The sequence below is a fragment of the Candidatus Effluviviaceae Genus I sp. genome (assembly GCA_016867725.1).
Taxonomy (GTDB): domain Bacteria; phylum Joyebacterota; class Joyebacteria; order Joyebacterales; family Joyebacteraceae; genus VGIX01.
This window is the reverse complement of sequence record VGIX01000005.1, coordinates 14,147-36,853: the sequence shown is the minus strand read 5'-3', so window position 1 is coordinate 36,853 and position 22,707 is coordinate 14,147. Positions and strand designations below refer to the sequence as shown.

The 22,707-nt window shown below is 69.0% G+C and carries 12 protein-coding genes; 9 read left to right on the top strand and 3 right to left on the bottom strand.

Going from position 1 to position 22,707, the window contains the following annotated elements:
* Positions 1-56 precede the first annotated feature (56 nt).
* The 4 genes from FJY74_02685 (at position 57) to FJY74_02670 (ending at position 6,831) form a co-directional block, all read left to right on the top strand.
* Positions 57-2,366, top strand: a complete 2,310-nt coding sequence (locus FJY74_02685) for a PKD domain-containing protein (protein MBM3307214.1) — start codon at positions 57-59, stop codon at positions 2,364-2,366.
* Positions 2,367-2,743: 377 nt separating this feature from the next.
* Complete coding sequence (locus FJY74_02680) at positions 2,744-3,334, top strand: TetR/AcrR family transcriptional regulator (protein ID MBM3307213.1); 591 nt, start codon at positions 2,744-2,746, stop codon at positions 3,332-3,334.
* 115 nt (positions 3,335-3,449) lie between these two features.
* Positions 3,450-4,961: a radical SAM protein gene (locus tag FJY74_02675; GenBank protein ID MBM3307212.1), complete on the top strand. Its 1,512-nt coding sequence runs from the start codon at positions 3,450-3,452 to the stop codon at positions 4,959-4,961.
* 82 nt (positions 4,962-5,043) lie between these two features.
* Complete coding sequence (locus FJY74_02670; protein MBM3307211.1) at positions 5,044-6,831, top strand: T9SS type A sorting domain-containing protein; 1,788 nt, start codon at positions 5,044-5,046, stop codon at positions 6,829-6,831.
* A gap of 114 nt (positions 6,832-6,945) precedes the next feature.
* Here FJY74_02670 and FJY74_02665 read toward each other — a convergent pair whose 3' ends face one another.
* Entirely contained in the window at positions 6,946-8,478 is a 1,533-nt protein-coding gene (locus FJY74_02665) for an FG-GAP repeat protein (GenBank protein MBM3307210.1), read from the bottom strand.
* A gap of 167 nt (positions 8,479-8,645) precedes the next feature.
* Here FJY74_02665 and FJY74_02660 point away from each other — a divergent pair, with 167 nt between their 5' ends.
* The 4 genes from FJY74_02660 to FJY74_02645 all read left to right on the top strand — a co-directional run bounded on the left by FJY74_02660 (position 8,646) and on the right by FJY74_02645 (position 14,494).
* Positions 8,646-9,359: a hypothetical protein gene (locus tag FJY74_02660; GenBank protein ID MBM3307209.1), complete on the top strand. Its 714-nt coding sequence runs from the start codon at positions 8,646-8,648 to the stop codon at positions 9,357-9,359.
* Positions 9,360-9,798: 439 nt separating this feature from the next.
* Positions 9,799-11,556 (top strand): ABC transporter ATP-binding protein, encoded by a 1,758-nt coding sequence (locus FJY74_02655; GenBank protein MBM3307208.1) that lies wholly within the window; start codon positions 9,799-9,801, stop codon positions 11,554-11,556.
* Positions 11,557-11,560: 4 nt separating this feature from the next.
* The gene (locus FJY74_02650; GenBank protein ID MBM3307207.1) at positions 11,561-13,675 is read left to right on the top strand and encodes an ABC transporter ATP-binding protein; all 2,115 of its coding nucleotides are present in this window, start codon (positions 11,561-11,563) and stop codon (positions 13,673-13,675) included.
* 135 nt (positions 13,676-13,810) lie between these two features.
* Positions 13,811-14,494, top strand: coding sequence for a PEP-CTERM sorting domain-containing protein (locus FJY74_02645; protein ID MBM3307206.1), 684 nt, complete (start codon positions 13,811-13,813; stop codon positions 14,492-14,494).
* Between the two features lie 87 nt (positions 14,495-14,581).
* Here FJY74_02645 and FJY74_02640 read toward each other — a convergent pair whose 3' ends face one another.
* Positions 14,582-17,233, bottom strand: a complete 2,652-nt coding sequence (locus tag FJY74_02640; protein MBM3307205.1) for a T9SS type A sorting domain-containing protein — start codon at positions 17,231-17,233, stop codon at positions 14,582-14,584.
* 181 nt (positions 17,234-17,414) lie between these two features.
* Entirely contained in the window at positions 17,415-18,764 is a 1,350-nt protein-coding gene (locus FJY74_02635; protein MBM3307204.1) for an NAD(P)/FAD-dependent oxidoreductase, read from the bottom strand.
* Between the two features lie 178 nt (positions 18,765-18,942).
* Between FJY74_02635 and FJY74_02630 the strand changes: the two genes are divergently transcribed.
* Positions 18,943-22,584: a right-handed parallel beta-helix repeat-containing protein gene (locus tag FJY74_02630; protein ID MBM3307203.1), complete on the top strand. Its 3,642-nt coding sequence runs from the start codon at positions 18,943-18,945 to the stop codon at positions 22,582-22,584.
* Positions 22,585-22,707: the final 123 nt, after the last annotated feature.

Sequence of the window (22,707 nt, the reverse complement as noted above, 5' to 3'; positions counted from 1 at the left end):
GCCGCGGGGCCGACGCCCCGCCGCGGGTGTCGTGCCGGCAGGCAGGAGGTCGTACCATGAGAACTGCTATCCGTGTTGTCGCCGCGCTGTGCCTCGTTGCGCTCAGTCTCACGTCCTGCTCGAGCTCGGGCGGGCACGACGACGGCCAGACCGCTCTGCCCCTGCGGACGCTCACGGGCGTCGTCGCTCTGCCCGCCGGAACGCCGATCGATCCGGGCACGCTCGAGGTCCTGTCGTTCGCGGACCGCGCGCCGGTCGGCGCCGGCGGCGAGTTCTCCGTGCTGGTGCCCGACGGAGACCTCCCGCAGGCGGTGTTCGTCATGGGCGCCGGCGCGTCTCCCGTCCTCATCGGCTGGGTCGAGCCGGACGAGACCGGCCCCGTTGTCATCGACGCGACCTCGACGGCCGTCGCGCTCGCGATGACGAACCCGTTCCTGACGATGTTCTCGGCAGAGGGCAGGGCCGCGTTCGCAGTCACGATCCGGCAGCACAACTCGTGGAACGTGCTCGTGCAGAGCGTCACGACGGCCGTCGCCGCGTCGGCGGTCGGCCGGCTCTCGGACGAGACCGAGCCCGGGCTGATCCAGATGGCGTCCCGCGTCGTTCTCGACATGCTCGCCGGGAACCCCTACGGCGAGCTGCTCTGCGAGCAGCCGTGGCTCGAGGATGCCCCGGGAGGCGGCATCGCCTGCGTGAACCCCGGCGTGCTGTTCTACGGCTTCCGCGCGGTGCGCGAGGCGGACGGGCGGACCGTCACCGAGCTCGTCGGCTCCGACCGCGAGAACGTCGAGGTCGTCGCGTCGTGGCCGCCCACCGTCGTTCCATCGTCCACCACGCGCACCGCCGTGGACCTTGGGGACGGGTCGTTCCTGACGGCCTTCTCGCGCCCTGACTTCGCAGCGCCTGGGGGGCAGACCCCCGGGGGGATGGCCGCAGGCGCCAACTGCGCCCGAGGCGTCGTGGAAGTGCTCGCGCCCCTCTCCGGCGTGCTGCCCGAGCGCCGGCCCGAGGATCTCGGCGTCGCGACATGGCAAACGGGCGACCTTGCGGCGTCCTTTGCGGCCGGCGATCCCCACGCCTTCATGCTCGCTCTCGTGTCGCTCGTTCGGACGGAAGCCGCCTCCGTCGCATCGTGGTACTGGCGGGGAAGCAACTCGTCATGCCGGAGCTTCATCGAGGCGGGCTGTCCGCTCCTGCGCGGCTCGGTGTTCGCCACGCAGATCCTCGCCGGTGGGGAACGCCGCGTTCCGTTCTTCGGGGCTCTCGTGACGGGCGACCCGATGGGGTCGCAGCGCATCCGCCAGGTGGACGGCGTCATGACGGTCGGCGTCTCACAGACGGCGCCGCGGGCGGCGTTCAGCTTCTCGCCTTCCTTCGCCGCGGCGGGCGCTCCGGTCTCGTTCGACGCCGGCGCCTGCTCTGACGTCGACGACCCGCCGGGCGGTCTTGAGGTCCGGTGGGACTGGTCGAGTGACGGCGTGTGGGACACGGAGTGGAGCAGCGTCCGAACCACCCAGCACGGCTTCGTGCTGCCCGGAGCGCACCTGGTCACGCTTGAGGTGCGGGACCCGGGCGGACTCAGCGACGTCGTGGCCCACAGGGTCAACGTCGGGGGGAGCGGGGGCTCGGCCGCGCACGTCATCATCCTCAGGGACGCGATGCCGTGGTCGCCGGAGGTCCCGCCGGTCCTGGACCAGATGCTGGAGATCCTGGGCTTGACGGAGGGAGACGGGCCGGGCCAGTACGAGGTGCGCGGCTCGGTCGACCTGAGCACGCTCGAGCTTCGCCCGGGCACGGATCTCGTCATCGTCCAGAACGACCAGCCCCAGACGTTCTACAACGCGTACGCGCGGAATCAGGTTCGCATGCTGCAGTTCGCGGCGGCGGGCGGCACGCTGCTCTGGGGGGCGTGCGATCTCGGGTGGAACGGAGGGTCCATCCAGGCCGCGCGGATCGCGCTGCCCGGCGGCGTGACGCTCCAGAGCTACCGGACGTGGTTCAACACCGTCGTGCTTCGCGGATCGCCGATGGTCGCGGGGCTTCCCGAGCAGATCTACGGGCAGTACGCGAGCCACGCGGGGATAGCGAACCTCCCGGACGGCGCAACGGTGTACGTGACGGACAACGCCGGCTCCGCCACGCTCGTGGAGTTCGGATACGGCGACGGATGGGTCATCCTGACGACCCAGCCCCTGGAGTGGAACTTCTACAACAACTGGACCAGCGGGCTCGTGATGCCCAACGTCGTGTGCAACGCCCTCGGCCTGCCCATCATCCACGACTTCGGCGGGATCGTGAAGCCGGAGCTGAGAGGGAAGCCGGCGGCGTCCGGCGGGGAGCGCGGCCTGACCAGCGGGAAGCTCTAGCCTGGACGGCGACTTCCTCTCCTTTGGTTCGCCGAACAGCATCCCCTGCGTCAGCCGGCCCCCGCCGCTCATCGGAAGGGCCCCGTCATCGGGCTGTGGCCGGAAGGCCGCCCGGCGGGGCCCTTCTTCCCTCAAGGCCCCCAGATTGCTGTTGCAGGGCCCCGGCGACGGCATTAGTATCATGCCAGTCATTTGTCCTCCGGGCACGGACGCCGAAGACGATCTGGGGCGGCTCTCACTCAGTCTCAGCCGCGCTCGGCGCTTCGGCCCGGGCTGGTACGCTCGCGGCGCGGACCGCGTTCACTCCAGCGGGGATGTCCTGTCGTCTCCTGAGCGCCGGCTTCGCCCTGCTGGGAGCCGGGAGAGAGGGAAGCCGCATGGCCCGAAAGAGAGTCGGCAACAAGCGGGAACGGATCATCGCCGCCGCGGCGCGGTTCTTCGGTGAGAAGGGGTACCACAACACCACGACCGCGGAGGTGGCAGAGGCTGCGGGTGTGGCCGCAGGGACCATCTACATCTACTTCTCGAGCAAGGAAGAGCTGCTCGTCGCCGTCTTCGAGGAGTTCCTCGACAAGCACATGGCGAGCCTCCGAGAGGGCGTCGAGCGGGAGCCCGGGCCCGAGGCGAAGCTCCGCAGGCTCATCGTGCTGGGGCTTGAGCTCATGCAGGAGAACCCCGACAGCGCTCGCATCTTCCTCTCCCAGCTCCGCCAGAGCACGGCGATGATCAAGATGGTCGCCAAGCGGAGCAGCCGCGCCTACCGCGGCATCATCGAGAGCACGCTCGACGAGGGCGTCCGCTCCGGTGTGTTCCGCCCCATGGACACGCGAGCGGTGGCGTCGATGCTCTTCGGGTCGTTCCAGAACCTCGTGCTCGATTGGGTCGCGGACGACTGCTCCTATCGGCTGACGGACCTCGCCGGGGAGGCGACCGCGTACATACTCCGAGGGGCCGCCTGTCCCACCTAGCCCGGGGGCCCTGTCACCGCCGCCGCGGCCGAGGGTGCCGCGCGCGAGGCGGGCAGGGCGCACGACGCTCTTGCTGATCCCCCGGGGAACTCGCCGGCGGAGGAGTGAGAGAGCCATGCAGACACGGGGAGGGTTTCAGGACACCTTCAAGTCGCACCTCCTGCGACAGCTCGGCTCCTGGGGGAGCCGTCTGAGCGCGGAGGACATCGACCGGATCCTGCTCTGGGCCGCGAAGATCATCCCGAACCCCAACATCCGGTCCTACGCCGACCGCTTCCGCCACGCGCTGCGCACGGGCATGACCGCCGAGGTCGTGCGCGGGTTCTTTGACCTCGCTCCCGTCCAGAGACAGCGCGTCATCGAGAACCTGCTCGTGAACTGGGGGATCCTGGGCGGATCCCGCAGGTACCAGGTCCTCGAGGACGAGGGCTGGCTCCCGCCGACCTTCGCGGTCATCAGTCCGACGATGCGCTGCAATCTGCGGTGCAGCGGCTGCTACGCGTTCGAGTACGAGAAGGGCGGCGAGCTCACCACCGAGGAGTTCGACGGCGTCATCCGCCAGTGCAAGGAACTGGGCATGTACTTCTTCACGGTCTCAGGCGGAGAGCCGTTCGTGCGCGGCGATCTTCTGGAGATCTGTGAGGAACACCACGACGCGCTCTTCCAGGTGTACACGAACGGCACGCTGATCGATGACCGCGTCGCGGACCGGCTGCTCTCCGTCGGGAACGTGATCCCCGCCATCAGCGTCGAGGGCTATCGCGAGGAAACGGAGATCCGCAGAGGTCCCGGCGTCTTCGACCGGGCGATCGCCGCCATGGACAGGTTGCGCGAGCGGGCTCTTCTGTTCGGCATCTCCGTCACGGTCACCAGGCACAACCACGACACCGTGCAGAGCGACGAGTTCATCGACCACTACATCGCCAGAGGCGCCCGGTTCGCGTGGTTGTTCCAGTACATTCCCGTCGGGCGCCGGCCTGACGTGGGACTGATGAGCACGCCCGAACAGCGCGTGGCGCTTCGCGCGCGCGCGGCCGAGATCCGGCGCGCCAGACCCATCTTCGTAGGGGACTTCTGGAACGACGGGCAGTACATCGGCGGGTGCATGGCCGGCGGCCGCGTCTACTTCCACGTGACCGCGAACGGCAACGTCGAACCGTGCGTGTTCTGCCACTTCTCAGTGGGGAACGTGCGACGGTCGCCGCTGCGCCAGATCCTCACGTGTGACCTCTTCAGGGCCATTCGCTACGAGCAGCCGTACTCCGACATCAAGAACGTCTACGCGCCGTGCATGATCATCGACAACCCCCAGGTTCTCCGTCGCCTCGTCAAGCGCTTCGGGGCGGCGCCGAGCCACGAAGGGGCCGAGACCGTCATCGAGGACCCGGCGATCGTGGCGCACCTCGACCGGTACGCGGCCCGGATGCACGAGATCACCGACCCGCAGTGGTTGTCGGACCACTACGACAATCCCGCGTCGGAGTGGCACCGTCACGGCGCGCGTGTCAGGGCGCAGTGGGCGCTCGAGAGGGAACACCTCGAGCGGTGGGCGCGGGCGCGGGGCCTCGTCCCCGGACAGCGACGCGTCCGGGAGATCGCCGCCGGCCGCGCATCGAGCCCTCCTTGACCGACCCTGCAGGCTGTGTTACAATGGTACCTCGACGGAGACCACGGCTGTGGGGCTCGGTTCCATGATTGGAGGTTGGACCATGCGAACGCATGCTGCGCTCGGAGTGTTGACGCTTCTGTTCCTTGTCGCGGTGGCCACGGCTGAGGGGGCCCACACGGACCGGGCGCAGATGACCACGCTGGCGTTCATAGACTCGGAGGTTCAGCGCGGAGCGCTCGACGGCGAACAGGCCGTCCTCCTCAAGGCATACTCGGTGTACGCGCCGTGGAATCTGCCCGAGGAGTACCGGGGCGGTCTCATCGACAAGTGCGGGAACCCGACCATCGCCTACATCGAGAGGGCGCTCCCGACCCTGTCGGCGGGTGTTGCGGAGGAGATCCGGTCGCTCCGCGCGCGCCCGACGGCGATGACCTACATCGACACCGAGCACTTCCGGATCCACTACGACACCAGCGGAACGCACAAGATCCTGAACTGGCCCGACACGACCTACCGCGACGCGATCGCGACGGCCGCGGAGAACAGCTGGACGGTGGAGGTGGGGACGCTGGGGTTCCGCCAGCCGCCGAGCGACGCGGGCTTCCCGGACAACGGGGGTGACGGGCGGTACGACATCTACGTTCGGGCCCTGTCCGGGGTGTACGGATACTGCCAGGGCGAGTACTACGAGCCCTCGACCCCGCAGAACGACGCCACGAGCTTCGTCGTCATCGACAATGACTACGCCGGGTTCGGATACCCCAATCCCCAGGACCCGATGAAGGTGACGGTCGCCCACGAGTTCAACCACTCCTGCCAGTTCGCCCACGACGTCGACGAGGACACGTGGTACAAGGAAGCGACCTCGACGTGGGTCGAGGACATCGTCTACGACAGCATCAACGACTACCGGCAGTACGTCTCGTCCTTCCTGAACTACCCGTACTACGCGCTCGACGCGAACACCACCGGCGGGCTCAGGATCTACGGCGCGTGCATCTGGAACTTCTGCCTGAGCGAGGTGTACGGCAACGCGATCGTCCCGGCCATCTGGTACCAGTGTGAGGCCGGCACGGCAACGTTCACCAACATGAACATCGCGCTCCAGAGCTACGGCACCAGCCTCAAGGACGAGGTCCGCAGGTTCAGCATCTGGAACTTCTTCACAGGGAACCGCAACGACGGGAGCCACTACGAAGAGGGCGGCACCTGGACGCTCGCACCGATGCAGGCGGTGTACAACTCGTACCCGATCGTGAGCGGCGCGCCGAGCGCGTCACTGAAGCCGGACCATCTGGGCTGCAACTACATCCGGTTCTCGTACGCCTCGTCGGGGCTGGACGGGCTGCGCGTCGCCTACGACGGCCCCAATATGAACTCGAGCCCGAACGCCGCCGACATCAACTACGTCAGGCTGGGCGGGACGATGGGCTACGAGTACGGCGGCATCCCGCTCAACGGGTTCGGCAACGGCGAGATCACCGTCAACGAGTGGAACCAGAAGGCGTACGTGTGCCTCGTCGTGTCGAACCTCAGCACGAGCGTCAACGACATGAGCTACACGTACAGCGTGGACGAGGTCGACACCGGCGTCGAGGATGCGGTGTTCGATCTTGCGCTCAAGGCCGCGAGCCCCAACCCGTTCTCGGCGTCGACGGCCATCGCGTACACCGTGCCGACCGGCGGCGGCCTCGTCGACATCACGATCTACGACGTGGCCGGGCGCGAGGTCCGCAAGCTCGTGAGCGCGCACAGGGCGGCGGGCGACGGGACGGCCGTGTGGGACGGCCGCGACGATGGCGGAGCGCCCGTTGCTGCCGGCGTCTACTTCGCGAAGCTGGACGTTGACGGGCTCACGGCGAGCGGCAAGCTCCTGATGCTCAAGTAGTCGAAGGGCCGGGGATTACCCACTCAGGACGCGAGCGGGGGCGGTCGGATGACCGCCCCCGCGCTTCTTCGGTCCTGCAGGCGCTGCGGGTCGGGCAGGGGCCGGCGCGGCGCGTCACCTCCCGCCGAGGCCGGCGGCCGCCGGCACGACGATGAGCTTCCCGCAGCGGTCGCCGCACCCCGACGTCACGGGGGCGTCGGGCGCCCCGATCAAGAGGTCGGGGGTCTTCGCGCCGCCGGCGCGGACCGCGATGAGGCAGCTTCCGATCGCATCGCGCTCGCCGGCCCCGACGATCCGGATGTCCGCCAGCTCCGAGGAGCCGGCCTTCGCTCTCACGACCGATCGGACGCCTCCCCAGAACACGCAGACCTCCCCGCACCGCGGGCGCGAGTCCCCGTCGCCGCCGGCGAACGGCGCGGACGCAACGATGTCCGCCTGGCCGTCGCCGTTCATGTCGGCCAGCATCACGGCGAACCCGAAGATGTCCCAGCGCGACAGGCCCCTGAACACCGGCGTGCCGGCGGTGGCCAGGTCGAGGGGCGCCGGCGATCCCGACGCGCTCCCGAAGAGCACGAACGCCTCGCCGATGACGCTCTCCTCCTTCGTCTCGCCGCTGGACGCGTGCGCCGGCACGAGGAGGTCGGCGATGCCGTCGTCATCGATGTCCGCCGCTGCGATCGTCCTGCCAAGGAAGCCGCGTTCGCGGCCCCCCAGGACGGTGGCCGCCGCAGTCCTCGAGACGCCGGCTCTCCCGCCTGCAAGACGACCTGTCGGAACGACGTACACGGCTCCGGCGTCGGTGCGGCCCCCGGAGGGTCCGTCCGACAGGGGAGCGCCCAGCGCCAGATCCACGCGGCCGTCGCCGTCGAAGTCGCCGACCGCGAGCGCGCTCAGCGAGTCCCCGGGCCGGTCGCCCTCGATGACCGCGCGCGCGAGCCCCGAGATGCCCATCTCGCCCCGGCCGCCGCGGAGCGCTGCGCCGTCCACCACGTACACCGCGCCTGCGCCGGGGCGCGCGGGCGCGCCGGCGCGCGCCGCCGAGGCGACGAGGTCGACGGTCCCGTCGCCGTCGATGTCCGCGGCGAGCACGGACGTGCCGAACGTGTCGCCGGCTCGCTCGCCGCGGATCGTCAGGTCTGCTTCCAGCGCCGTGCGGGGCGAGGGCTGGCCCGGCTTGCTGAAGAACACGTACACGCTGCCGCGCTCGACGTGCGGGCCCTCGCCCTCGGACGGCGCGCCGACGACGACGTCGGAGAGGCCGTCGCCGTCGAGATCGGCGACGGCGATCGACGCCCCGAACCGGGCGTGCGTCGGGGGACCGACGATGACGGACAGCGCCACGTCGGCCGCTCGGACCTGCCCCCGGGCGTCTGCCAGCGCGGCGCCGCCGAGCACGTACACCGCGCCGAGGTGGTGGTCGCTGTCGCTCCTGCGGCCCGGTGCGCCCACGACGACCTCGGGCCGCCCGTCGCCGTCGAGGTCCCCGGCCGCGGCGGCATAGCCGAACTGCTCCTCCTGCTGCGTCCCGACGATGACCGGCCATGTCTGTCCGGCCAGATCGATCGTCCTCGAGGCGCGGACGGTCCCAGGGCAGAGCGGCAGTGCGGCGACCATTGCCGCGGCCAGCGGCGCCGACGTTCTCAGCATCGGTTCCTCCGGTTCGGAAGCGAAGCGCGCATCGCCCCGGAGTATGCGCGCCGCGCCTGCAGGGCGTCAAGCTCGGGGCGATCCTGCGGGGGCGTCCGTAGCGTGGTGGGGGCCGGAGACCCGCGGCGGATTGACACATGCCGCCGGGCCCGCTAGAGTCCCGCCTCATGAAGCCGGAAGCACGGCATCTCCCCACGGTCTGCTGGGCGCTGGCGGTCGCGCTGTCGGCGAGCGTCCTCGTCCTGTCGTCCTGTCCGCTGCGCGCGACCGACCACGAAGCGGACGTGGCCTCGATCGTCGAGCGGCACAACGCGCACATCCGCCGCGCGCTGGGCACGATCGAGAGCCTCAGCGTGCAGCAGGACATGTACGAGCCCCAGGCGGACGGGAGGACGCTTCACGCGCGCGCCGTTCTGCAGTACGCCGCCGCCGAGGGCATGACGCGCGAGGTGCTGGCGTCGAACCTGTCCTATCCGGCGGGGGAGTACACGCTGGCAACCCTCGTCGGTCCGTCTCTTGACCCCTCCGAGTATCGCGTTCGCCTCGATGGCGAGGAGACTCTCGACGGCGTGGACTGCTACCGGCTCGCTGCCGAGGCGATCGTGCGCGACAGGCATCACCTGGACGGGCACGTCTGGGTGTCGCGCGTGGACTGCTCCCTCGTCAGGGTCTCGGGGCGCGTCTCCGCGCCGCCCTTTCCCATCACGGAGATCCTCCTCGACAAGCGCTTCGCGCCCGGGCCTTCGGGGTTCTCGCTCCTCAGAAGCCACGCCGGTGAGGTGCGTGCTGGGCTTGTGCTGGGGAGGAAGAGGGGCGCGCGGAACATCAGTTACTCGGCGTACGTCATCAACGGAACTGCCGAGGATGGTCGCCCTCGGTGATTTTCGTATTGACAGGAATGTGCGGCTTGTTGTATCCGTGTCGCCAACCGCCTCGCCCCCCGGGCGCCGATGTGACGCAACTCGCATACAGGCAACCGGCTGGCGTTTGCGGCTGACGCTTCCTCAAGTGGCCTCCCTCGAGGCCCGGAGCCGCCTCACCAACGGCTCTTCATCGCTGGTGGAAGGGGAGAAGGCACGAGGTGCCGCATCGGCCTCCGTCTCCCCTTTCGCCTTTTTCGGGCCTCGGGCAGCGGGCGGGCCGCTGCCTTGACACGCCCCGAACGAGCCCCTAGAATCGCGCTGCCGCACAGGCTCTCACTCCAGCAATCACGGACGGGTATCGGATGGCCTCCCGCTCCGCACAGCGTGCGGAGCGGCTCTGTTGCGGCACCCAGGCCTTCGCCCCCGGGACCGGCCCGCACCGCGGCCGGATGAGCGTATGGGAAGCCTCAAGGGCATCCTGACACGGTTCGCCAGGTACAAGTGGGCGGTGATCGTCGGGATCACCGCGCTCCTCGTTGTCGACGGCATGCAGCTGGCGATCCCCCGGATCATCAAGCACGCGGTCGACGGCCTCACGAGCGGCACGCTCGACGGGCGGGGGCTGGGGCGGTACGGGCTTCTCGTCGTCGGGCTCGCTCTCGGCATCGCCGGCCTGCGCTTCTACTGGCGGTTCCTGATCATCGGCACCTCGCGGCACATCGAGGAAGACCTCAGGAACGACATCTTCCGTCATCTGCACAGGCTCTCGGCGCGCTACTTCGCGACGACGAAGACCGGCGACCTCATGGCGCACGCGACCAACGATATTGAGGCCGTCCGCATGGCGTCGGGCATCGGCATCGTGGCCCTCACGGACGCGCTGATCCTCGGGCTCGCGACCGTCGGCTTCATGCTCGCGCTGAACGTGCGCCTGACGCTGCTCGCGCTGGTGCCGATGCCGTTCATCGCGTTCTTCACGCTGAAGGCGGGACGGCTACTGCATCACCGGTTCGAGAAGGTGCAGGCGACGTTCTCCGACCTCACCGAGCGCGTCCGCGAGAGCATCGCGGGCATACGCGTCGTGAAGGCGTATTCGCAGGAGCCGTACGAGCTCGAACGCCTGTCGTCGGTGGGCCGCGAGTACATCGGGAAGAACGTCGAGCTGGTGCGTGTCTGGGGCGCGTTCTTCCCGTTCATCACGCTGCTGTCCAGCATGAGCGTGGTCATCGTGATCTACTTCGGCGGACGCAGCGTGATGCTCGGGTCGATCACGACCGGAGATCTCGTGGCGTTCACGAGCTACCTCGGCATTCTCACGTGGCCGATGATGGCGATGGGGTGGGTCGTCAACATCATGCAGCGGGGCGCCGCGTCGATGGACAGGATCAACAGGATCCTCACGACCGAGCCTGAGGTCCGCGACCGGGACGGCGCCGCGGACCCGGGGCGGATCAGCGGCGACATCCGGTTCGACGCCGTGACGTTCCGGTACGAGGAAGGGCTCGAGCCGGCGCTCAAGGACGTGAGCTTCCACGTCCCCGCGGGGACGAGCCTCGGGGTGATCGGCCGGACGGGGTCGGGCAAGAGCACGCTCTGCAGCCTCATCGCGCGCCTCTACGACACGGGCAGCGGGCGCGTGATGCTGGACGGCCGCGACGTCTCCGAGCTCACGGTCTGCGGGGTCCGCGCCGCCGTCGGCTACGTCCCGCAGGACACGTTCCTGTTCTCGGACACGATCCGGGAGAACATCCGCTTCGGCGCGCCGGACGCGACCGAGGAGCGGGTGCGGAGCGTCGCCCGCGTGGCGGGGATCCTCGATGAGGTCGAGGAGTTCCCCGCGGGGCTCGACACCGTCGTCGGGGAACGCGGGGTCACGCTGTCCGGCGGGCAGAAGCAGCGCATCGCGATCGCGCGGGGGCTCCTGACCGACCCGGCCATCGTGCTGCTCGACGACGCGCTTTCGTCGGTGGACACGGCGACCGAGGAGACGATCCAGCGGGAGCTCAAGGACGCGCTGCGCGGCCGCACGGCCGTCATCGTGTCCCACCGCGTGTCGTCCATCAAGGGAGCGGATCAGATCATCGTGCTGGACGACGGCCGCATCATCGAGCGCGGGACGCACGCGGAGCTTCTCGCGCTGGGCGGCCTGTACGCCGGCATCCACGAGCGCCAGCTGCTCGAGGCGGAGATGGAGCGGTCGGACCTCTCGGAGTGACGGGATGACCCACGGGTTCCAGGACGAGGAGATCCTCGGCAAGCCGTACGACGCGCGGCTGGTGCGGCGGCTGCTGTCGTTCGTGAGGCCGTACGCGAGGCACGTCGTCGTCGCCGTCGCGATGCTCCTCGTCGTGGCCGGCTTCGAGCTTGCGCTCCCGTACCTCACGAAGCTCGCGATCGACGACTACATCGTCGCCACGGTCCGTGAGGTCCGGGTCGAAGGCGAAGGCTCGCCTGAGGCGCAGGCGTTCCTCCGCGCCCACGCGGGCGACCTGGTCCCCATGGAGGGCGTCGGCGGTGAGGGCGCCCGGTCGTTCGCCGTCCCGTCCAGGGTGCTCTCGAAGTACGACCCGCGCGAAGTGGCCCGGGCGTCCGCGGCCGGGCTCATCACCGACCGCACCTTCTACATCGCCGATCCCGAGGCCGTCGCCCGCGCTGGCATTGAGGGAGCGCCCGGCGTGGCGAGGGCCGGCGACCGCGTGGCCGTCTCCCGAGAGCGTCTGGCCGCGCTCTCTCCGGAGCAGACGCGCGTCCTCCGCGACGGCGACTTCAGGGGCGTGCGGAACGTCGCGGTCGTCTTTGTCGCGGCGCTCGTCCTCACGTTCGTGTTCAGCCTCCTTCAGATCAACATGATGGAGGTCACGTCGCAGCGCGTGATGTACGACATCCGGATGAAGGTGCTGGCGCATCTCCAGCGGCTGTCGCTCGCGTTCTTCGACAAGAACCCGGTGGGGCGGCTCGTGACGAGGGCCACGAACGACGTGGAGGTCCTCCACGAGATGTTCACGTCGATCGTGATCACCCTGCTGCGCGACGTCTTCACACTCATCGGCGTCGTCATCCTGCTTCTCAACCTCAACTGGCGCCTCGCCCTCGTCAGCTTCGCCGTGCTCCCCGCGATGGTGTGGGCCACCGCCATCTTCAGCGTCCGCATCCGGGACGCGTTCCGGGAGGTCCGCGTCAGGGTGGCTCGGATCAACGCGAGCCTCCAGGAGAGCATCAGCGGGATTCGGGTCACGCAGATCTTCCGGCGGGAGCTCGAGAGCTTCACGCGCTTCGCTGGGATCAACCACGATCTCTTCCGCGCGAACATGCGGCAGCTCAAGGTCTTCGCGCTCTTCATGCCGCTCATGGAGCTTGCGAGCTCGGTGGCGATCGCGCTCGTCATCTGGTACGGCGGCGGGCGTGTGCTGCGGTCCACGCTGTCGCTCGGGACGCTCGTGGCCTTTCTGTCGTACGTGCAGATGTTCTTTCGTCCGATCCGGAACCTCGCCGAGCAGTACAGCACCATGCAGTCCACGATGGCGTCGTCCGAGCGGATCTTCCTCCTTCTGGACAACCGGGAGATGATCCCGGAGCCTGAGCGGCCGGTCCGTCCCGCGGAGGTTCGCGGCAGGGTCGTCTTCGAGAACGTCTGGTTCTCGTACGACGGCAGCGAGGACACGCTGCGGGACGTGTCGTTCACGGTCGAGCCCGGGGAGACCGTGGCCATCGTCGGGGCGACCGGGGCGGGGAAGACCTCGATCATCAGTCTGCTCGAGCGCTTCTACGACGTCCAGAGGGGGCGGATCACGCTTGACGGCGTGGACATCCGGGACATGGAGAAGTCCTTCCTGCGCGCGAACCTCGGGTTGGTCATGCAGGATGTGTTCATCTTCGCCGGGGACATCGAGGGCAACATCCGGCTCGGGAACCGGTCGGTGACGGGCGAGAGGGTGCGCGAGGCCGCGCGGCACGTCAACGCCGACCGGTTCATCGAGAGGCTGCCGGGGCGATACAGCGAGACGGTCCACGAGCGCGGGTCCACGCTCTCGACCGGACAGCGGCAGCTCCTGGCGTTCGCGCGCGCTCTCGCGTTCGATCCGAAGATCCTCATCCTGGACGAGGCGACGTCGAACATCGACACCGAGACCGAGATCCTCATCCAGGATGCGCTCAGGAAACTCATGGCGGGCCGGACGGCGATCGTCATCGCGCACCGGCTCTCGACGATCCAGCACGCCGACAGGATCATCGTGATGCACAAGGGGAGGGTCCGGGAGGTGGGGACGCACCAGGAGCTGCTCGCCGCCCGTGGATACTACTACCGCCTGTACCAGCTTCAGTACGCGCAATGAGTGAGATTCTGCAGGCTGGATGGGGGTCCCACAATCGCCCTCTTGACAGGACCGCCAGTCTGTGTCATCATAGCAATTATGGAGCTTCTTGACGCGCCCGTGTCACGGGTTCGTGCCCGCGGAGGTCAACGCACCATGAAGAACTGCACCATCGGCCGCACAGCTCTCGTCGTCGTGGCCGCGATCGCGGCGCTGCTGGTTCCGTCGCTCGGGTTCGCGTATCACGGCGTGCTGCTGAGCACGGACTTCGGGATCCTGGGGACCGGGAGGTGGATCACGCCGGGGCCCATGTCGCTCGCGTGGTGGGTGACCCCGAACGCGGACAACTCGTGGCACTACCGCTACCTGCTGGCTCACCCGCCGGGTGAGACGAGCCACTTCATCCTCGAGGTCTCGAGCAACTTCACCGCGAACGACATCTTCAATGCGCAGGGTCACTTCGGCGCATGGGAACTGAGCACGTTTACGGGTGGTCCCGGCAACCCGGGGATGCCCGGCCCGATGTACGGCATCAAGTTCGACGAGGCGTACGGCAACGAGACGGTCATCGAGTTCGACAGCTGGCGCGCCCCGATGTGGGGTGACTTCTACGCGAAGGACGGCGCCGTTCCCGGACAGCCCGGCGTGTTCAACGCAGCCTGGAACGCCGGCTTCCTCGCAGCCGATCCGACGGCGCCGGTGAGTGACGGCTCCTACATGGGACACCTCCTCGTTCCCGACACGCATGAGACTCCGCCTGTTCCCGAGCCGTCCACGCTGCTCCTGCTCGGCAGCGGGCTCGTCGGTGTTCTCGCGGCAGCCCGCAGGCGTCGCGGCTAGAGCGGGAGAGATCGACCCAAGAGAGAACGCGCCCGGCAGAGTGATCTGCCGGGCGCTGTGCGTTGGGAGTGGGGGGGTGTCGGGGTTCTACCTAAGCAATGCGGCCTTCCTCAGGACGGTCCGCCCACCCGCGTCGTAGCGGACGAAGTAGACGGCGGACGCAAGGTCTGTTCCGGCGTCGGAGCGACCGTCCCATGCCACGGCGTGCCGCCCGACGTCACGGACTTCATCTACGAGCGTGCGGACCAGCCGCCCGGCGACATCGTACACGGCGATGCGCACCCGACTGCGCTCGGCGAGCGAGTAGCGCAGGGTTCCCGCCGGATTGAACGGGTTCGGGTAGATGCTCTCCAGGGTGAACGCGAACGCCTCGCCGGGCGCCTCCGGAACATCCGCGAGCACATCCACCGCCACCCGGGCGTGCGCCATGGCGACGGGCGCGGCCCTGCCCTGCGCAATCCATGCGTTGTAGAGGTCCTGCCCGGCGGAGTTCGTCGTGTTCGCGTCCCGCAGGAACTCCACGTATTCCTTGCTCGTCGTCTGGTAGTACAGCGTCACATGGGCGCTCTCGGCCTCGGCCGGCAGGTTGTACCCGGCCTCGTGCCAGTGCTGGCCGTCCGCGTACGCATGGCCCACAGGAGGAGACTGGATCGTCTGGAACGCCGCGTTCGTGAAGCCGCGCGGGGGGATCCGGTTGTCATGGTACACCGTGTCGTTCAGCACGAAGTGGAACGACGGGCCCGTCGGAAGGCCAAGCGCCAGCGCCAACGCGGGGCTCAACCCGCCGTGGATCTCGTACACCACGGCCTGCTCATCGTGGTGCAGGACGCCCGTGGTCGCGTTGTACTCCCCGGACTCGAAGACCATCTGACCCAGCGCGTCGTAGGCCCGCACGTTCAGCCAGATCCTCCTGCCCTCGGGGTATCCGGACGGGAGCTTGTGGCCGGTCTCGTTGGTCACGCGCACCGTCACGCCGAAGTCCTCAGGGGTCACCGTGAGCGACACTGCCTTCTGCAGCATCGACACGGCCCGGTCACGGGCGGCCGCGAGTTGCCCGGCGTCCACTTCGCTGGGGTAGAACATCCCGACGATGTCGGTGACGAACGTGTTGCCGCCCATGAGGTCGTGAAGCGCGAGGTCCGTCCGCGTGGGCGTCCCCTCCTCGTTGGCGCCGGCGCCGACAACGTCACGCATGTGGCAGTCCTGGCATGTTGACACCACGCCCCCCGGCTTGTTGCCCGCGAACTGCGGCGCGTAGACGCCGACGGACGCGTACTCGCTCTGAGACCACTCGCTGTACGTGCGCTCGACCGGTCCCATGTTGCGGACGTCGAAGTCCGGATGCGGCTGATCGAAGGCGGTCGGAACGTAGTTGCCGGGCCCTGCCGCGGCGAAGACGGGATTGCTCACGTCGTGACAGACCCCGCAGAGATCCGACGACCTGTGGTAGGGCGACTCGACGACGTCGTGGCTCGCCGGGGCGTCGGAGTACGGACCTCGCCTGATGGCGGCCCAGTCGTTCACGAACTGGCCGTTGCCGTACTGAAGCGGAACCGGAGACACGGTCGCAAGAACGTCGGCGTCGCGTGCTGGGCTCACGCCCGCGACGTAGTTGTGGTCAACGGCGCGATGGCAGAAGTCGCACTGCACGCCGTGGCGGTCCTTGGCAGTCAGCAGTCCGGCGCTCGTGTCCACCGACCGGCCCTCCTGCCAACCGCCCGGCGTGTGGCAGCGGATGCAGAGATCGCCGACCGAGGGGGCGTCCTGCTCGGCGACGGCCAGGCAGGCGAGGAAGAGGGGGTCCCTCGCGGCCTGGGCCATCATGCTCCCGCGCCAGTTGTACCAGGGCTCAACGGCGGAGTTGTAGTTCCCGTGGCACGTTCCGCAGTTCAAGTCCGGATCATCGAAGATGGCTCCTTCGTGCGGCTGCGTCCCGGGAAGGTCCACGTCACGGAGCGTCGTCGGGACGTACCCTGCGGGCGTGGCCGTGATCGTGAAGGACGCGTCGCTGTCGTCGTGGCCGGCATTCCCGGCGGTGTCGTAGGCCACGACGCGGATCCTGTTCGCGGAGCCCGGCCTGTTCGGAACGAACCAGGAGTAGCCTCCGGCGGGCGGCTGCGATGTGGCGACCGGCTTGAAGGTGACGCCAGCGTCCTCGGACAGGAACACGTCCACGTGGGACACGCCGCCCGCGTCGCTCGCGGTGTAGGTGACCGCGTAGGTGGATTCGGCCGCGATGCTCTGCCCGCCGTTCGGCGTGATCACCGTCACGTCGGGCGGCGTCGTGTCCGGCCCGCCCGCAGGCGTGAGGTACGGCTGGATCTGCGCGAGCGGGGTGTTCGACGTGCTGCCCACATTGGCCGACGACAGCCCCGGGAACGTCGGCGTGTTCGCGAAGGTGCCGATGTGGGTGATCTCCACCAGACTTGTGAACCCGTCGACGTCGGAGTCGTAGCCTTCGGCCGCGACGATCGCCTGGAGGTTGTTGAGGCCGCCGTTGAGTCCGACCTCGATGCGGGCTCCGTAGGGATTCCGAGCTCCACCGCCGTTGAAGTTGAAGTGGCAGACGCCGCAGTGGTCGGTCTTGCTCGGCAGGTCGTCGAGCTGCGTGCCGACGACCGCTGGGTAGTTATTGAGGAACGTGGTGCGGATGTTGTTTCTCCCGGACGCCGCGCGCGAGCCCACCATGACGGCGAGAACCGCCAGCAGGACACAGGCCGCGGATGTCATGCGCTTCACGGCGCGCCTCCTGTTGACTGTGAGGCAGCCCGTCGGTGCTCCAGCGAGGATGGCCGTGTGCGGCGAGCGGGGGGATTGAGGACACGCACGGCGCGTCCGTGTCACGCGAGCATGACATCACAGTTGGCGCGGCGCAGCAAGCGTGGAGTCCCGCGCGGCGGCCTCGTGCGAGACGGCACGCTCACCCTCCTCCCATCCCTCCCACTCTCCTCATGAGCGCGCCGACGCGGCGCCGCCACGCATCGAGCCCCGCGGGCGCGTCCGGGTATCCCTCGTACACGCGGCGGACGCTCTCCATGAGGCGCGCGGTTCTTGCGAACGCCACCGCAAGGCCCGGCCGCGCTCCGATCGCGCCGAGGAGGCGAAGGGCGTTCGATGCGGGCCGCGCCGACGGGCCCGCGAGCGCGCCGGCGTCACCGGCCTGCGCGACCGCGGCGGCAAGGGCGGTGAAGTCGCGCGGCGACAGGCCGGCGAGAAAGCGGCGCAGCACATCGTGCGCCGCGTGGACGGAGCCGACCTCCTTCATGAACGCCACGTTGTAGGGCCACAAGGCTCCCGCCGATGCTGCGCCGCGCCCCGAGGCGCGCACCGCCACTTCGCCCGCCATCGCGCCGCCGATGATGGAGGGCGCGATGCCTCCTCCGTGGAGCGGGTTCGCCTGGCAGGCGGCGTCGCCGACGGTCATGAACCGGTCGCCGACCATGCTCGCCAGGGGAGGGCGGAGCGGCAGCATCCCGAGCCCGCCTTCGAGCGCGGCGAGCACGCGTGGGCCTCCGGGTCGCTCCCTGAATCGCACGAAGGCGTCCCTGATCGTCCTCGCGGTTCCGGAGAGCTGTGCGCCGACGCCGAGGTTGGCGAGGCGATCGCCCATCGGGAAGACCCATCCATACCCGCCCTCGGCGCCTTCCGGTGAAGGGACGATGACGACTCGGGCGTCGGGTCCGAACGACTCAGTGACGGGCGCGATCTCGCGGTAGGCGATGCCCACTTGGTCGCGCGCCAGCGTGTCCTCGCGCGAGGGCCCGCCGCTTCTCGTGAGCAGGCCGCGGTAGCCCGTCGCATCGATGACCACCTTGGCGGTGACCTCGGCCTCGCGGTCGCCGACCAGCCGGACTCTCACCCTTCCTGCCTCACGATCCGACCAGCCGACGCATGTGCACTCGTCTGCGATCTCAACTCCCGCCTCCGCCGCGTCACGAAGGAGGCGCTGCCCGAAGACGAGGCGGTTCAGGATCACCCCCTCGCCGGGCAGCTCGACGGTGGACCGCCCGTCGGGCAGGACGACCGTGGCACCCGAGACGCGCATGGCGACCTCGGCGCCGGCCGGAGGCGGTATGCGTCTCTGCACGGCCGCCACGCCGTCCCCCGCCAGGGCGTTGCCGCAGACCTTGCGCCCGACGTCCCGCGCGTGATGCCTCTCGATGAGAAGCACGCGGAGACCGGACGCGGCGATGCGCCGGGCAGCCACCGCACCGCCGGTGCCCGCCCCGACCACGAGCGCATCGGCCCTGTCAGGAATCTGGTGCCGCATGGGGGCATCACACTACCAACAGGCTTCCGAGGCGTCAAATCCGCACAAGCTCGGGAGTTGAAACAGGGCACGGATCGTGCTAAGATTGAGCTTTGTCAAGGACTGCACCGCGGCGGGCGCGTCACGTGGCGCGGCCGCGGCGGCTGTGCTTGTGTCAGCCCTGCGGGAAGGAGAGAGCATGCGACCCACGACACGGCCCGCGACGCGAGTCGCCAACGTCCTCGTGATGGTGTTCTTCGCCGCCGCCCTGCTGGTTCCAGCGGCACGTGCCGCCGAAGCCGAGTGGCCGATCACACCCGAGAAGGAGGAGGAGCTGCAGCTCATCCGGGCGGCCATCGAGCAGGCGGGCGCGAACTGGACCGCGGACCACACGTCCATGTCCGTGCTGCCCCGTGAGGAACTTGCCCGGCGACTCGGCAACGTCGTGCCGCCGGACGTGCGCGCCATGCTGGACACACTCCGCCCGAATCCCGAGGATCTCGGCAGACGCTACCCGACCGTGTGGGACTGGCGCACGATGTCGGGCACGACCGACGTGAGGAACCAGGGGAGCTGCGGGAGCTGCTGGGCTTTCGCCGCCGTCGGCGCGACGGAGGGCAATCTCAGGATCCTCGAAGGCGCCCGCTACGACCTGTCTGAGCAGCAGGGCCTGGACTGCAACACCTATGGCTCCAGCTGCGACGGTGGGTGGGCCGGCTCGGTGTACCAGCTGTACAGGCACCCGGGCGCGGTGCTCGAGACCTGCTACCCGTATGTGGCAAGCGAGACCGCCTGCCGACAGGACCAGTGCGAGAAGGTCGTCATCATCGACGGCTACCAGTCCATCGCCGGGAGTGTGGACTCGTACAAGGCGGCGCTCATGCAAGGCCCCATCTCCACGAGCTTCGCCGTCTACGAGGACTTCGACGAGTACAGCGGCGGCTGCTACACGCACACGTGGGGCGCCTACGTCGGCGGCCACGCGGTGACGGTCGTCGGTTGGGACGACACGATGTGCGGCGGGCAGGGCGCGTGGATCTGCAAGAACAGCTGGGGGACGAGCTGGGGCCTCGGCGGGTGGTTCTACATCAAGTACAACGAGGTCGGCATCAACTCGGGCGGCGAGAGGCCGCTCAACCCGCACCTGCGCCGCGTCCGCCTCGTGCCGACGGAGTACGCGACCGTCCAGGCGGCCATCGACGCGTCGCAGCGCGGCGACGTGATCCGCGTCGCCGGCGGGACGTACACGGGCAACGTCACGCTTCCGGACTACCGCTCGCTCTACGGCGGCTACGATCCGACGTTCACGGTGCGCGACCCCGAGATGTACCCGACCGTCCTCGACGGCGGTGGATCGGGGAACGTTCTCTCCGTACAGACGGCGAACAAGATCGTCGTCGACGGCTTCGTGATCAGGAACTCCGGCAGCGCGTCCGCGGGCATCTACGCCCGGAACAGCGAGATCGTCGTGCGCAACTGCGAGGTGTACAACTGCTACCGCGGCGTGTACGTGCTCTCCGGGTCCGGGAGTTCCACGCAGGGCGACGCCATCATCGAGTACTGCACGATTCGCAACAACACCGGCCCCGGGGTCGTGATCAACAACCCGAACAACCCGCACGCGTACGTGCTGTGGTCGGTGATCTACGGCAACGCCCTGAACGGCATCTACGTGACGGGCAAGCCGACGGACATCATCAACTGCACGGTGGCGTACAACGGCTCGAGCGGCATCGACTACCGGTCCACGTCGGGGAGCCCGATCAGGGACAACATCATCGCCAACAACTCCGGCTACGGCATCACCTGCACGAGCGCCTCGCCGGTGATCACCTACAACGACGTCTGGGGCAACACCACCGGGCAGTACAACGGGTGCAGCGGCGGAGCCGGCTCCATCTCGGTGAACCCGATGTTCTGCGACGGCCCCGGCGGGGTCGTCTCCGTGCACGCGCTCTCGCCGACCAGGGGGACGAGTTCCGACGGGCACAACATGGGGGCGCTGGGGATCGGCTGCCCGCAGGGTCCGCAGGGGCTCTCGGTGACCCAGGCGGGCGCGTCGCTGTCGCTTGCGTGGACGCCGCCCGACTGGCGGGACGCCGTGGATCACTACGTGGTGTACCGTGACACGATCATGGTCGCGGTCACGGCGGTGGCGACCGTGTCGGCGCCGGACACGACGTTCACGGACATCACGATCCCCGGGTGCGTGGCGCACAACTACTGGGTGGCCGCGGTGGACACGAACGGCGTCGAGGGCGCGACGTCGAGCCGGCGCTCGGGGGAGCTGTGCTACGCCGGTCCGGAGAGCATCGCGGTGACCTACACGGACGACGGCAACATCGTCGAGTGGCTGGCGGCGGCGGGTCCGGTGGCGTACTACGTCATCGAGCGCGGCGACCTCTCGGTCGAGCCCGATTCGCTCGCGATGGTCCCGGGTGGGCAGACCGTCTACCTGGATGCCGACGTGGGCGCGTGCCCGCGCAACAGCTTCTCGTATCGCGTCCTCCCGGTCTATGACACCGGCTGGCGAGGTCTCATCAGCCTGACGAAGGACGTGAACCCGGCGCCCGCCGCGCCCACGGGGCTCGTCGCCGAGTGGGAGGGCACGTCGGTGCGCCTCACGTGGTCGCCGAACTGCGAGAGCGACATGCAGCGGTACCGCGTGTACATGAGCAGCGCCCCGTTCTGGCCGCCGCTCAACGAGCAGCTCGTCGTCGGGTTCACGCAGGACACGACGTTCGTGCGTCCGAACCTGAACCCGAGCAACAAGTACTTCTTCCGGGTCGTGGCCTCCGACCGCTCGGTCCAGTACAGCGAGTACTCCGACATGGCGTGGGTCGGTCAGGGGCAGGTCCTCAATGTGCCGTCGCCGTACGGGACGATCCAGGCTGCCATCGACGCCGCGGCGGTGCTGGACACGGTGCTGGTGGCGCCGGGGACGTACGACGAAGCGATCACGCTCAAGGACAACGTGACGGTGCTTTCGACCGGCGGCGCGTCGGTGACGGCGATCACGCGGGCCAGCGGGGACGTTGTCACCGCCACGGTCCTTCACGGCCTCACCGTGCTTGAGGGGTTCACGGTGAACGGGCTCGGGACCGCGACGAACGGGCTGTCGGCGGCGGGTTCCGACATCGTTGTGCGCGACTGCGTGTTCAGAGGCGCGACGACCGGGGCGAAGTTCGAGATGGGCGGCGCGCCGCTGCTTGACGGGAACGAGTTCACGGCGAACGCGAACGGCGTCGTGTGCTGGGACACGGCCGAGCCGCGACTGATGCGGAACTCGATCTACGGGAACACGCGTGGCATTCGCAGCTACGGTGAGCCTGGCCCGCTCGTCGGCGGGAGCCTGGCGGACGCCAACGACTTCTGGTCGAACACGCGGCACATCGCGAACTACAGCGAAGAGGGCGCGGTCGTGCGGGCCGAGTACAACTACTGGGGCAACGACTGCGTGGATCCGGCGTGGTTCTACGGCGCCGTGGACTACGTCCCGTGGACCGACGCCGGGCACACGACGGTGTACACGGAGTGCCTGAGCGGCGTCGTCGGCGAGTGGCGGGTGGACGCGAGCTACAACTACCCGAACCCGTTCAACCCGACGACGGCGATCAGCTTCACGGTGCCGGCGCCGGGGGCCGATGTGCGACTGACGGTCTACGACCTTGCGGGCCGCGTCGTGCGGACGCTCGTGTCGGGCGCGGTCGAGGGCGGCGAGCACGTGGCGGTGTGGAACGGGCGCGACGAAGCGGGCCGCCCCGTGGGGTCGGGCGTGTACTTCTACAGACTCACCGTCGGCGGGACGAGCGTCGAGCGGAAGATGGTCATGCTGAAGTGAGGATCCCGCGATGGTCGCGCGCCTCGCGCGGCCTCGCTGAGGTTCGGCACGGCGCCCGCGCCCATGGCGTGGGCGCCGGCGTCTTGGGGGAGGATGCGCGTCTCCCGGCCGCGGTGTTGCCTG